Origin of the sequence: uncultured Tateyamaria sp. (genome assembly GCF_947487805.1) — a bacterium.
Taxonomy (GTDB): domain Bacteria; phylum Pseudomonadota; class Alphaproteobacteria; order Rhodobacterales; family Rhodobacteraceae; genus Tateyamaria.
In genome coordinates this window covers 118,416-132,522 of record NZ_CANKXW010000004.1, presented here as the reverse complement: position 1 = coordinate 132,522, position 14,107 = coordinate 118,416, and the positions used below count along the sequence as shown (strand labels likewise).

The 14,107-nt window shown below is 61.5% G+C and carries 9 protein-coding genes; all 9 read right to left on the bottom strand.

The features are described 5' to 3' along the window. Positions 1 to 4: 4 nt before the first annotated feature. The 9 genes from paaB to Q0949_RS11785 all read right to left on the bottom strand — a co-directional run bounded on the left by paaB (position 5) and on the right by Q0949_RS11785 (position 14,055). Positions 5 to 289 carry a 1,2-phenylacetyl-CoA epoxidase subunit PaaB gene (paaB, locus tag Q0949_RS11825; RefSeq protein WP_299372167.1) on the bottom strand — a complete coding sequence of 95 codons (285 nt, stop codon included), beginning with the start codon at positions 287 to 289 and terminating at the stop codon, positions 5 to 7. Further along, entirely contained in the window at positions 286 to 1,263 is a 978-nt protein-coding gene (gene paaA / locus Q0949_RS11820) for a 1,2-phenylacetyl-CoA epoxidase subunit PaaA (protein ID WP_299372164.1), read from the bottom strand. The genes paaB and paaA overlap by 4 nt, the downstream gene beginning before the upstream one ends. Positions 1,264 to 1,297: 34 nt before the next feature. Continuing rightward, positions 1,298 to 2,500 carry a 3-oxoadipyl-CoA thiolase gene (gene pcaF, locus Q0949_RS11815; protein ID WP_299372161.1) on the bottom strand — a complete coding sequence of 401 codons (1,203 nt, stop codon included), beginning with the start codon at positions 2,498 to 2,500 and terminating at the stop codon, positions 1,298 to 1,300. A gap of 104 nt (positions 2,501 to 2,604) precedes the next feature. Beyond that, positions 2,605 to 3,666, bottom strand: a complete 1,062-nt coding sequence (locus Q0949_RS11810; RefSeq protein ID WP_299372158.1) for an adenylate/guanylate cyclase domain-containing protein — start codon at positions 3,664 to 3,666, stop codon at positions 2,605 to 2,607. A 9-nt stretch (positions 3,667 to 3,675) separates the two neighbouring features. Beyond that, complete coding sequence (locus tag Q0949_RS11805) at positions 3,676 to 6,789, bottom strand: response regulator (protein ID WP_299372155.1); 3,114 nt, start codon at positions 6,787 to 6,789, stop codon at positions 3,676 to 3,678. Between the two features lie 65 nt (positions 6,790 to 6,854). Further along, positions 6,855 to 7,607 carry a transporter substrate-binding domain-containing protein gene (locus Q0949_RS11800; protein WP_299372152.1) on the bottom strand — a complete coding sequence of 251 codons (753 nt, stop codon included), beginning with the start codon at positions 7,605 to 7,607 and terminating at the stop codon, positions 6,855 to 6,857. A 104-nt stretch (positions 7,608 to 7,711) separates the two neighbouring features. Then, positions 7,712 to 8,452, bottom strand: a complete 741-nt coding sequence (locus Q0949_RS11795) for an ABC transporter substrate-binding protein (RefSeq protein ID WP_299372149.1) — start codon at positions 8,450 to 8,452, stop codon at positions 7,712 to 7,714. 16 nt (positions 8,453 to 8,468) lie between these two features. Further along, positions 8,469 to 9,452: a nucleoside hydrolase gene (locus Q0949_RS11790; RefSeq protein WP_299372145.1), complete on the bottom strand. Its 984-nt coding sequence runs from the start codon at positions 9,450 to 9,452 to the stop codon at positions 8,469 to 8,471. Positions 9,453 to 9,480: 28 nt separating this feature from the next. Further along, a complete protein-coding gene (locus tag Q0949_RS11785; protein WP_299372142.1) occupies positions 9,481 to 14,055 on the bottom strand; it encodes a molybdopterin cofactor-binding domain-containing protein in 4,575 nt (1,524 codons plus the stop codon). Between the last annotated feature and the right edge of the window lie 52 nt (positions 14,056 to 14,107).

Below are 14,107 nucleotides of genomic sequence, written 5' to 3'. Positions count from 1 at the left end.
ACGCTCACATCGCACCTACGTCGTCGGGGATGTCGAAAAAGGTCGGGTGGCGATACACCTTGTCGTCCGCCGGGTCATAAAGCGATCCTTTGTCGTCGGGCGACGATGCCGTGATGTCGGCGGCGGGCACAACCCAGATGCTCACACCTTCTTTGCGGCGGGTATAGACGTCGCGCGCATTCTGGATCGCGTGCTCGGCATCCGTGGCGTGCAGAGAGCCCACGTGCCGGTGTGAAAGGCCATGCTGGCCGCGGATGAACACTTCCCAAAGGGGCCATTCCTGTTTCATTCCGCCGCCACCTTTGCCGCCTGCTTCTTGGCCGCATGTGCCAGCCGCGCCTCGCGCACCCACGCGCCATCATCCCAGGCCTTCTGCCGCGCCTCGATACGTTCGACCGAACAGGGGCCGTTGCCCTTGAGCACGTCAAAGAACTCGGACCAATCCGGTTGGGCAAAGTCGTAGCCACCCTTTTCCTCGTTCCACGCCAGCGTCTCGTCAGGGATCGTCAGCCCCAGATACTCTGCCTGCGGCACCGTCTGATCGACGAATTTTTGGCGCAGCTCGTCATTGCCGTTCATCTTGATCCTCCAGCGCATCGACTGTTCGGAATGCACACTTTCTGCATCCGATGGGCCGAACATCATCAGCGACGGATACCAGAACCGATTGAGCGCATCCTGCGCCATGCGCTTTTGCGCCTCGGTCCCGTTCGCCATCTTCATCATGATGTCGAAGCCCTGCCGCTGGTGAAACGACTCCTCCTTGCAGATCCGAACCATCGACCGGGCATAGGGGCCATAAGACGTCCGCTGCAATGGCACCTGATTCATGATCGCGGCCCCATCGACCAGCCAGCCGACGGCCCCCATATCCGCCCATGTCAGGGTCGGATATGAGAAGATCGACGAATACTTCATCCGCCCATCCAGCAGCATCTCGGTCAGCTTATCCCGGCTCACCCCCAGCGTCTCGGCCGCGCAATAGAGGTAGAGGCCATGCCCCGCTTCGTCCTGCACCTTGGCCAGCAGGATCGCCTTGCGTTCCAACGTGGGCGCGCGGGTGATCCAGTTGCCCTCGGGCAGTTGGCCCACGATCTCGGAATGGGCGTGCTGGCCGATCTGGCGGATCAGCGTCTTGCGGTAGCCTGCAGGCATCCAGTCCTTGGGCTCAATCTTGTCGCCCGCGTCGATGCGCGCCTGAAAGGCGGCCAGCTTTTCGGGATCGTCCTGCGTCGCTTCGGATTTGATCATCTGTGCGTACATCGTCTCAAGCCCTTTCCAAGATTATGGCCGGTCACTATGCGCGCTCCAGGATGAGCGCGACCCCTTGCCCCACGCCCACACACATCGTGCACAGCGCGTAGCGGCCACCGGTTCGTTTCAGTTGATAGGCCGCGGTCATGACCAGCCGCGCGCCGGACATGCCCAGCGGATGCCCGATTGCGATGGCCCCGCCCTGCGCGTTCACACGCTGGTCATCATCGGCCACACCAAGGCTGCGCAAGGTTGCAAGGCCTTGGGCCGCGAACGCCTCGTTCAGTTCGATCACGTCCATCTGGTCAATGGACAGGCCCGCGCGTTTCAGCACTTTTTCGGACGCTGGTACCGGACCGATGCCCATGACACGCGGTGCGACACCGGCGGCGCATATGCCGACAATCCGCGCCATGGGCGTCAGCCCGTGGCTCCGGGCCGCATCGCCCGACGCAATCAGCATCGCCGCGGCGCCGTCGTTCACGCCCGACGCGTTGCCCGCGGTCACGCTCAACTCCGGGCCGTTGATCCCGCGCAACCCGGCCAGCTTGTCCGCCGACGTGCCGGGCCGGGGATGTTCGTCAGTGTCGACAACGATCGGGTCGCCCTTGCGTTGTGGTATGGTGACGGGGGCGATTTCCTCGGCAAAGAGGCCAGCCTCATGCGCGGCGCCCCAGCGGGCCTGCGACCGTGCGGCAAACGCATCCTGATCCGCGCGCGACACATCCCAATCTGCGGCAACATTGTCCGCGGTCTGCGGCATGGAATCGATGCCGTACTCGGCCTTCATCCTGGGGTTCACGAACCGCCAGCCGATGGTCGTGTCATAGACCTGATTGGCGCGGCTGAATGCAGCATCTGCCTTCGGCATGACAAAGGGTGCGCGGCTCATGCTCTCGACACCGCCGGCAATGGCCAGATCGATGTCACCGGCCTTGATCCCCCGCGCGGCGATCCCCACCGCGTCCATGCCCGATGCACAAAGCCGGTTCACGGTGATCCCCGGAACGTCCACAGGCAGACCGGCAAGCAGGGCCGCCATGCGTGCGACGTTTCGGTTGTCCTCGCCTGCCTGATTGGCACAGCCCATGACAACATCATCAACCGCGGTCCAGTCCACATTTGGGTTGCGCGCCATCAACGCGCGGATCGGTGCGGCGGCCAGATCATCCGCGCGCACGCCGGACAAGGCACCGCCATAGCGGCCAATCGGCGTGCGTTGCGCGTCACAAACAAAGGCGTCCATCAGATTCTCCCTTGCGCAGGAGAATAGGCGCAACGCAGTCGTCGCGCAATTTAAATGTTACAGAAGTTCACGCGAAGCATAAAATTCGTAACGTTTATACCTAATCAGCCGACCAATCCGTCGATCTGATGCACCTCGACGGTGCCCTTGCCCTTGGCGGGCAACGCCCCCTGAGGATGGCCGGAACACCTCCCCTCCATGCGCTCCCACGCACGCGCGCTGGCAAACACAGTGTCGGGCGCGGCCATTGAGGTCACGCGGGCGGCGGTGTTGACCGTGTCGCCCCAGATATCGAATAGGTGCTGATGTCGCCCGATGACCCCGGCGACCACTGGGCCGGTGTGGATGCCAATCCGCACCTGCCAGCCGTCCGACACTTCGCCCGCGATCGCCACCATGTCCAAGGCGCAACGCGCCGTGGCAAGGGCACCATCCGGATTGGCCTGCAACAGGTCAGCGGTCGCCAAATAGGCGTCACCGATGGTTTTGATCTTTTCCAGCCCGTGATCCAACGTGATTTCCTCAAACCTTGTGACAAGGTTCTGCAAATGGCGCACGGCCAGTTCAGGCGGGTTCTTGTCGCAGTAGTCCGTGAAATCGACCACATCGACCATCAAGACAAACACATCTTCGAACCTGCGGGGTTTGACCGCATTCGTTGCCTTCAGCTCGCTCACGGCACCGGGGGGCAATGTCGCATGCAGCAGGTCGTCGGCACGCCGCCGTTCGGTTTCGATCTGCGCGAGATAGCTGGCCTCCTGATCGCGCAGCAACTTCTGTTCCAGGCATGCACCGACGCGTGCACGAAACAGGATACGGTCGAAATCCTTGGGCAGGAAATCCTGCGCGCCCAGTTCGATCCCCTTGACCACATTCTGCATCTCGTCGACAGCGGAAATCACGATCACGGGGATATCGCGCAAACCGGGATCGGCCTTCATCGCCCCCAGCACGCCATAGCCGTCCAGCACCGGCATCTCGATGTCCAGCAGCACCAGATCAAAGCTGCCGCCGCGCAACTGTTCCAGCGCGTCCTGCCCATCCTGTGCGGTTTCGGTGCGGTGCCCCAGTTGCTTGACCGCCATCGACATCTTGAGGCGGCTGGTCATGTTGTCGTCGACCACAAGGACGGTGCTGATGCGCGGAGAAGGTGTCATGTCGTCCATGGGTTCAGGTCATTCACTGCGCAGTTTGGTCAATTCGGTTTTCGTCGCGCGATAGGCGGTGTCGATATCGGCCAGCAGCGCGTCACATTGGGTCAGATCATGGGCCCGCGCGCGTTTTTCCAGCTCTCGGCACTGTTCTGTCAGGGCTTTTGCCCCGAAGTCTGCCGCGCTGGCCTTCATCGTGTGGGCCGCGCGGCGCAACGCATCCACGTCGTCACCGGCATAGGATGTATGCAGCGCCTTGATCAGCTTGTCGCCCTCGGTGATAAAGCTGTCGATCAATTCCGCAATCGCGGCCGCATCCCCGCCGATAACATCCATCAGATTGGTCAGCGCCGCCTCGTCCAGCAGCGTGTCGGGTGTGGGCGCAGTGACTGCCGCCTCTGCGACAGGCTCCGATACCTTGCTGTTCGGGGCGATTGCCTCCAGCGCGCGGACAAGGGACGCGACGCGGATCGGCTTGGAGATGTACTGATCCATGCCAAGCGACAGGTACTTGTCGCGGTCGCCCCGCATGGCGTTGGCTGTCATGGCCACGATCCTGGGCGCGTTGCTGCCCCATTCCTCGTGGATCTTGCGGGTCGCTTCCATGCCGTCCATCTCGGGCATCTCGATGTCCATCAGCACCACGTCATAGGCCTGCACGCGCAGCGCCTCCAACACCTCGACACCGTTTGATGCCACATCCGCCCGGTAGCCTAAGCGCGCCAGCAACATGCGCCCCAGCTTTTGATTTGTGACGTGATCATCGGCCAGCAGTATGCGCAAGGGCACACGTTCGGCCATCTCGGAATCAAGCTTGGTCTGGCGGGATGCGGACGTGTCCGCCTTGATCGGGGTCGCCGCGAAAATCGTCAGCAGCGCATTGAGCAGAGGTGACGGCTTGATCGGTTTTTGCAGGACATTGGCAAATCCCACAGCGTCGATTTCGTCCTGCCGTCCACTGACCGTGCGTCCGATTGAACTGAGCAGGATCAGCGGCAAATCCGATTGGGATGCGGACGCGCGGATCCGTTGCGCAAGGGTCAACCCGTCTTCGCCCGGCATCGACAGATCAAGAATGGCGACATCGAACGCGGCCCCACCTTGCAGGGCGGCCATGGCCTCGGCGCTGCTTTCCACAATTGTCGTCTGCATCTGCCATTCGCGTGTTTGCAGATCGAGAATGCGGCGGTTCGTGGCATTGTCATCCACGATCAGCAACCGTTTGCCGGCCAAGCCGGCGCGCGCGCCGCTGGCCTCGATGGACTGCTGGCTTTCGTCCGCCTCGAAATCGATGGCAAAGTGAAAGATCGTGCCTTTGCCCACTTCGCTTTCGACCCAGATGCGTCCGCCCATCAGCTCGACCAGCTTTTGCGAGATCGCGAGGCCAAGCCCGGTGCCGCCATAGCGCCGCGTGGTCGATGCGTCGACCTGGCTGAACGACTGGAACAGCTTGTTCATCCGGTCCGCCGGAATGCCGATGCCAGAATCGCGCACACAGAATTGCAGCCCATGGGTGCCCGGCGCCTGACCCGCGCCGCCGTATTTCACCGCCAGCACAACATCGCCCTTTTCCGTGAACTTGATCGCGTTGTTGAGAAGGTTCAGGATCACCTGCCGCAGGCGCGTGGGGTCGCCGATGATGACGGGCGGCACGTCGGGCTCCATCAGATAGGCAAGGTCGAGGCCCTTTTCCGCCGCGATCACGGCCACCAGATCCACTGCTTCTTCGATACAGCTGCGCAGATCGAACGGCATGTGCTCGAGGTCCAGCTTGCCGGAATCGACGCGGCTGAAGTCGAGGATGTCGTTGATGATGGTCAGCAGGTCCTCGGCAGAGCGGTTGATGGTTTCGGTAAAATCGCGCTGCTCGTCGTCTAGATCGGTGGTCAGCAGCAGGTTTGACATCCCAATGACGCCATTCATCGGCGTCCTGATCTCGTGGCTCATGGTGGCAAGGAATGTGCTCTTGGCCTCATTCGCGCTTTCCGCCGTGTTCTTGGCGTCCTCCAGCTCCACCGACAGCCGTTTGAGCTCCGTCAGGTCCGAATAGATGCCGACGATGCCCCCGTCTGCCGTGGGATATTCGGTGATCTGTATCCACGTGCCGTCGTTGCGCTGTTCCAGCACTGGTTTGCCCGGCGTGCCGTGGCTGGCCAGTCGGTCCCTGACCCAGCCTTCGGGATCCTCTTGCGCAGAATTGACCGCGCCCGAGCGGCCGATAAGCGCGATAACGTCCTGAAATGACATCCCAAGGCGCAACTGCTCGGACGGCGCGGTAAAGATCTTTTCCCGGTATGTGGTGTTGCACAGAACCAACCTGTCATCCGCATCGTAGAGGGCAAATCCCTCGGACATGCTTTCGATGGCGTCGGTCAGCTGCTGGCTCGCAACCGACAGTTCGTGCGTGCGCTGTTCGACGCGCTCTTCCAGCTCGTCATTGGCGGTGCGCAGGTCGCGTTCGTCGCGCTCTTGTCGGTCCAACATCTCATTGTAGGCAAGGATGACCTCGCCCATCTCGTCATCGCTGGTCCAATCCACCGGCATACGGCCCTGCCCCCGGCGCAACTGGTTGATCGAGGCCAAAAGGCGCTCCAGGGGCAAGCCAATGGTGCGCCGGTTGGCGATCAGGGCGCTGATGATGATGGCCACCATCAGAACCGCCGCCAGACCAACGGCAAAAGCCAGCCGCGTGTTGCGTTCGTCCCGGATGGCATTGTCGGTCAGGGCAATGGCGAGGGTTCCGATCACCTGCTGCCCGGTTGCCGTCGCCTGCACGATCTCCCGCGTGCCATAGTATCGGTTCTGCGCCATGTCGTCGGTCTGGCCCTTGGCCGCCATCAGACTGTCGGTTTCGTCAAAAACCATGACGGCCAGCACCGCGTCGTCGACCTCGATTGCGGACACGATCAGTTCGATCTGTTCTTCGGACAGGTTCCAGAGGGGGCGCGACAACACCCGGCTCTGCATGGTCAACAGTTGGTCCAGCCGCCCCTGAAGTTGCAGCCCCGCACGCCGATCCGCATTGTATTCAAAAAATCCGAAAACAACGACAATCGACGCCAGCACAAGCGGGACAATGACAAACAGGAACTTGGCACGGATCGTCCGCAGGCTTGGAATAGACCGAGCAGGTTTCACAGGGGGTGACCCGGCAATTCAAAGGTGATGGCAATGACGTTCAATCCGGGTTCCCAAGGCACATGTCAGTTGACGTAGTTGTCGACGATTTCCTGATACCGTCCCGATGAGATCAGCGTTTCCAATCCAGCGTTGAAATCGTCGCGCAACGCTTCGGTCTTGAAGACGGGCCTGTATCCCCACGGGTCGGCGAAATTCGTGATGGTCACCGGCTTGATCCCGATCTTGCCCTCCTGCGCCACCAGCTTGGTCAGGTACTGGACAATATTGCGATCCGCGACGATAACGTCCGCCCGCCCGCGGTGCAGCATCTTGACCTGCAATGTCTGGTCCGCCGTTTCGGTGTAATTGTCGGCCCCTTCGAGAGGGGACAGCCAGTCGGCATAGTGCTTGGACGCATTCTGAAACGCGACCACGCGCAGCTGTTCCAGATCGGCCGGGTCACTGATGCTCAGGCCGCGCTCTTCCAGCGAAAAGATGACGTCCTGAAACTTGACCGACACGTCACCATAGAGGCCCCCATGCTGTGTCAGGTCTTCGCCTTGATCCTTTGAGGCGGCATCGACCTTGCCCTGAATGAACTCGAAAGCGATGCGCCGGGCGGGTACGAAAACGGGCTCCAACGCGTGACCCTTGAGGGCCAGCGCCTCGCGGATGATGTCCACTTCGATCCCGCTTGCCGTGTCTGGAAAGGCATATGGCGGAATGGAAGCGCCAAATGTCATCGTGATGGCCTCGGCGCGCGCGTTTTGCACCCAGACGCATATGGCCATGGCAAAGATCGCAAATCCGCGCAGCGCGCGTACTGAATGTCTCATCTGTGCTCCCCCAGATCTATTCTGCCACCGCCGAGACTATACGTCTCGATAAGGGGCAAGGGTAACTATCTCGGTCCGGTCAACATAACAAACTCGTGAAAGTGTTAATTTAGGTACGTCTCCAGGATCTCTTCGTATCGTCCGGTCTCCCGCAGATACTTGAGGCCCGCGTTGAAATCATCGCGGATCTGCGCGTTGCGGAACACCGGGCGCACCTGAAGCGGCGGTTGAAACTGTGTAAACTCAAGAACGGGCAGCTCCTGCGCCTCCTCTTCGGCCCACGCCCTGGCAAAGTGGTTGAAGATGTTCCTGTCCGCCACGGCCACATCCGCCAGCCCATCCACCAGCGCAAGAACCTGCACCCGTTGATCAGACGTCTGCTCGAACCGTCCGTCCGCGTGCACGGGTGCCAACCAGTCGGGAAAGAACTTGTGCGCGTTCTGGAATGAAATCACCTGTAACCCGTCCAGATCAGAAGGTTCAGCCAGCGTCAGATTGTGGTCGGCAAGCGTGATCAACATGTCAAAGAATTCGACTGACACGTCGCCATAATGTGCATCCGGCCCTTCGAGCGTGCGGCCCGGATCCTTCGAGGCTGCATCGACCAACCCCTGCTTGAACTGGCGCTCGACGCGGGCGGCGGGCACGAACTGCGGCACAAGGCTGTGGTCGCGATGGGCGAGCGCTTCGCGGATGATATCCACCTCGATCCCGTTGGCCGTGTCGACAAAGGCATAGGGCGGTGTAGAATCGCCAAAGGTCATGGTGATCTCGTCCGCCATGGCCGCGCTGCATGACAGGGTGATAGCGATTGCGCCCGCTTGAAACATGTTGAGAATGCGCATCTGGTCGGTCTCCGGCTTACCGGTTGTAGTTCGGGATGGATTTCCACTGCTCCAGCGCATAATCGCTTACGACACTTGCCTTGGCATTGGGTGTGGCGATGTTGATCGCCCTGCCGCCGCCGGACGTCGCCTCCATGATGCGGCCCTGATTGGCGCCATAGGCGGATTCCACGTACACACGATACTCTTTGTACCCAAAGTACTTTTGGTCCCCGTTCATCAGCCCGATGGTGGTCACCACATCCCACAGCGACGCCCCCCCCTGCGGCACCACCGCAGCATAGGCATTGGCCAGAAAATCAACGACCTGATGATCGCGCGCAAAGGGGTTCAGGTTGGTCCGGATCCACTCGGCGCTGTTGGGGTAGGCATTGGTGACGTTCAGCGGGAACTGGTAGATCGGCGCAGGTAGGCAGTTGTCATAGACCTTCTGAACGGCAGGCGGATCAAAGAACACGTTCCATTCCGAAAAGGGTGGCGCGCCGGGTACGATGCCCGGGTCGATGTTTCCGGCAACATCGTCGACCACGCCGCCCATCCAGTACATCGACTTGACCTTGTGCCACAGGTTCAGATCGCCCGCGATCTGCGCAAACGGTGTCAGCCCGCCCAGATGCAGCACGACCAACTCTCCGTCACCTGCATTGGTCATGATATCGGCCAGCAGCGCGTCGCCATCCACGATGTCCTGCTGCTCCAATCCATCGATCTCGGGCAGGGCGGGCAATGTGTTGAGGATCAGCGGAAACTGGCGGTATGCCCACGGAAACCCGTTGATGGCCCGTGCCGCGCTCAACCCGACAGGTACATCTCCTTGGCCACACATGTTCAGGATTCGCTTGGTACACCAATAGGCCGGCTCACCCAGCGTGTCGCCATTGATGACGACAATGCCCTGCATCTCGTAATTTTCCAGAAAATCCGACCCGCACAGCAGCGCAATCGAGGCAAATTCATCGACCGACCCATCATGGGTCACGAGCAAGGGCGTTCTGGTCATCTTAGTCTCCGTTCAGGATAAAATTTTTTCAATCACCTAGGCAAAACTGATCACGGTTCGGGTTACAGGCCGTCTGCAAACGCGGAACTGTTGCGGGTGCAGGAAGTTCGGCCCATTCGGTCACACCCGCGTCTTTGCGCGCCGCGGTCACGGCTGCGTGCAGCGCATAAAAGGCAGAGTTGGCAAGGACGAGCGCGAATTCGCTGGCCCCCTTGGAGGCCTTGACCCCGGAATCTGCGGGGGCGGGGCCGGTTTCGTTCATGCCCGTCGCGGTCTCGCCGATATTGTTGACGATGCTGACGCGGAAATCTTCGGGGATGGAATTGATGGTGGGCGGCTTGTACGCCCAAGTCCCGTAGGTCAGCAGCGCGCCGTTGTCGAACCCGTCGATGGGCGCCTGATCCGACGTCTGCCACAGCATCTCTTCGGTCGTCAAGTATCCGAGGCCCTGGATGAACGCCCCCTCCATCTGGCCCACATCCAAAAGCGGGTTCAGCGACTTGCCGATGTCGCCACGGATATCGGCGCGGATGAAATTCCACTCGCCCGTCAACACGTCCAGCTCCACCTCGGACACGGCGGCAGAATAGAGGTGATAGAGAAACGGATTGCCTATCGGGTGCCGCCCATCGACGGCGGTATAATCCGGCACCGCATAGCGCGCGCTGGACGCCAGGTTGATCCGGTTCTGGAATGCCAGTGCGATGATCATGTCCCAGCACTCTGCCCAGCGGGTGCGCCAGTTGTTCACCACCGCCTCCACCATGGCCTTGTACCCCGCCTCGGCCGGGGTCCGGTTGGTCTGGATGTCGCGGTAACTGTATTGCTCAAGGTTGCGGCACATGTCCTCAAGCCGCGCGCGCAGGTCCTTGCAGGCCAGCTCAACCGCGCCGCCATTCAGGTCGGAGGCCGTCGATGCCGCCGTGGGGGCCGCATCGCCCACAACCTCGGTCGTGGTGGTGCCCATCTGGATCTTGTCCAGCGGAATCCCCAGCGTATGCGCGGCGATCTGGGCCATCTGTGTCTGGATGCCCTGGCCCAGCTCGACCCCGCCATGGCGCACCAGAACCGATCCGTCATCGGAATAGGCCACCACATAGGCCCCGCCCTGATTCAGCGCACCGCGTGGCCCGGTGAACGCATTGCCGTACTTGAGCGGCATGGAATAGAGACCGCGTTTCTTCCAGCGATACGTGGTGTTGAACGCCTCCACCGCCTTAACCCGTTCGGCATATTCCGGATCCCGCACAAGGGCGAGGTAGGTGGTGTCGAGGTTGAACTTGTCCAGCGGCTGCATATAGGGCGTGAACCCGTGCGCTTGCGTGGCCATGTCGAGGATCATCAACAGCTGCGCGGGCGACAGGTTGGCCGTACCTGACAACGCCGCGCGGAACTCCGTCTCGGACGCATATTCGGTGTGGGCCAGGTCCGCGACCTTTTCGAAATCGGCGTCGGGCAGGATCTCCATCGTCTTGATCGCGCTCAGAGCCTGCGCGCTCAGGCAGAACGGCCCCGACACGGGGCGTCCTTTGACATAGAGGTTCTGCGCTCGCACATCCTCGACCGGCTTGTCCAGCTCGTGGGCGACGCGGGCGATTATGCCTTCCATGATGTTCATGCACTGGATGATCCCGAACCCGCGATAGGCGGTCGACGAAATCTTGTTCGTGCGGAAAACGGTGCCGGTCGTGCGCCAGGTCGGAATGTCATAGACGTTCTCGGCCAAAAGCTGCACGAAATCCATCACGTTGAACGAGATGTCATAAGTACAGCCCCCGTCCGATGCAAAGTCGACCTTGAGCCCGTGAATGCGCCCCTTTGCGTCAAAGGCGACGCTGTAATCGGCCTCGAACGGGTGGCGATTGCCCTGCATGATCATGTTGGTGTTGCGGTCCAGCATCAGGCGCACGGGCCGGTTCAGCGCCGCCGCCGCAACTGCCGCCGCCGAGGACGTAAAGGCCGTACGCATCTGCTTGCCGCCAAAGCCGCCGCCCACGCGCAGCAGTTTCACCGCGACCTTGTTGGCCGACACGCCCAGCGCATGTGCGGCCCCGTATTGATTGTCCGCAAGGTTCTGGGTCGAGGCGTGGACCGTCATCGCGCCGTTTTCGCCCGGCACGGCCACCGTGGTCTGCGTTTCCAGATAGAAATGGTTCTGCGCGCCCGTGCGATGATGGCCACTGACCACGGTGCAGCCCTGCAAGTCGGTGCCTTTTGGATCGGACAGCCAGTCGGTGTTGCTGCCGGGCCTTGTGATCGCCTCGATCCGGGCCATCGTCGGGTTGGTGACGGGCAGGTTCTCAAAGATCGACTTGCGCGCCCGCGCCTCGTCCAGCGTCAGGATGGGGTTGTCGATGGGCGTCTCGACCACGTGGTTGTGCCAGATATACGCGGCCAACTGCCGCGCGGCCTCGCGCGTCTTGGCAAAGACCAGTGCCATGGGTGCGCCCGAGGATGTAAACGCCCGCGGCTGGAATGTCGGTTGCGCCTCGGCAGCGGCCAGGATGCCGGCCGGGATCTCGGCCCCTTCAAAGGGAACAAACAACGGCTCGTCCGCACCCATGCCCGCCCAATTACCCGCCTTGTTCGGCACATCATCATAGGTGATCATGCCCAAAAGCGTCGACAGCCCCGCCGCCCGGAGATCCTCGACCAGCAGATCGGGGGTGACCGTATCACCTTGGGTGTTCACGAACCGGAACGTGCCCAGCGGCGCGCGGGAATAGACATAGGCCGCCTCCCACGTGTCGGCGGGCGTGCCCATCGTCTGGATGTATTCCGCCTCGCCCGTGGTCTGCATGAACGCCGACAGCTTCAGGATCGGCGCCGACAACGGCAGAACATCGGGATAGTCGTTATAGCTTTGCTGCCCCCGCGACACGCCGCGCTGGATCGGTCCGGCGGCGCTGGCATCTTCGGTCGGGACATTCAGGCCCAGCTGATCCGAAATCTCGACAAACGCCTTGAAGAACAGCGACCGCGCCAGCGACCTGCGATAGGCCCACGTGACCGTTTCGACCGGCGCAAGGTCAGTGGGCAGGATCTCGTCCAGCTGCGCGTCCAGCGCATCAAGCCCGGTCTGCAACGCGCTGTTGTCCCAGGACATGCCTGTCAGCGCCTCTTCGACATGGGTCATGCGCACCGCGTGAAAGGCGGGATTGCCGCCCACAGACACCAGCGCACCATCCTTCAGAACCGGGGTCAGCCCGTTATAGACCAGTGACACCCGGCCAATTTCGCCATCGACGACCTCGACCGACAGGGCATTGTTGACGATGGCATGGGCGTTGTCGGGCCGCGACCGGACCTTGTGGCTGGAGAAATACCAGTTCGGACCAATGCCGCCGTCCAGATCGAAATACGCGTACACCAGCATCCCGCCCAGATCCGCATTGGTCGGGATGTCCAGAACCTCGTAATTGCGGTGATCCCCGTCATGCCCGTGGAGCGTGCCGAACATGCGCGCGTGCAACGCGGCAAACAGGACGATGACGTCGGACACGAACCCGTGGTTCACCGCCATCGCGATATTGCCGCCCACGGTGCCGACCGCGCGCACCTGATGGTTCGCCACCACCTTGAGATGCTTCAGAATGCCCTCATAGGCGCGCAAATGCCCCTCGGGGGCCTCGGCGATCTCGTGCTCCAGCTTGGCCATCAACTGGCTCAGCGTGGTGCCCGCACCCACGTTCAACCCGGCGCGGTGCACATCCTCGGGGCTTGCGAAATCAAGCCTCTGCATCGTCTTGACCCGGCTTACATCGACAAGGTTGGGCGGCGCGACCGCGGTTTCGCCATGTACGGATACCGGTTTGTAGATGCCGATGCTGGTGTTGCCGGACACCAGCCGCGTGCCTTGCGGCTCCACACCGACCTCGCCCAGAATGCCGGTCAGCGTTTCGTGGTCCGTGGCCCGCGCGTATGTCTTGGCGTCCTCACGGTAGATGGCCAGGTTGGGTGTCTTCATATACCCGACAAAATGCGGCGGCGGCGGGTCCGCGGCCTCCAGCGATTTCACGATCGGGGCATAGTCCTCGGCGACCTCGATCGCCTGCGGCGTGGCGGGCGGGGTATAGTCGTCGGCAAAGGTCTTGAACCCGTCCAGGATGGGGCGATACCCGGTGCACCGGCAGATATGCCCGTCAAAGTTTTGTTCGATCTCTGCCTCGGTCAGGCCGTCCGGGCGGTTTTGCAGCAATGTGTACATGTTCATCACGAACCCGGCCGAGCAATAGCCACATTGCGATCCGTTATGTGCCGCCAGCGCATATTGCACCGGGTCCATACCGGTCCGTGTGGATCCGATGCCTTCGGTGGTCGTGATGATGGACCCGTCCAGTGATGCAAGCGGGCGGACGCAAGAGTTGATGGCCCGTTTGACAAAGGCACCTTCGGTTTCGTCCCAGACGGTCTCCATGACCGTACAGGCACCGCACCCGGCCTCGCCGCACACCAGCTTGGGACCCGCCAGTCCGACATCGGCCTGATGCAGATAGTCAATCAGAACGCCATGCGGCGCGAAATCCGTCAGGGTGACATGCTCACCATTCAGAATGAACTGCACCGGTTTGGTGCCGTCCTCAGGATTGCTGTCTTGCGCCATGGTCCCCCCCGGTCTGGCCCTCGTGTAAAAGTGGTACAGGTCTTGGGCCAGT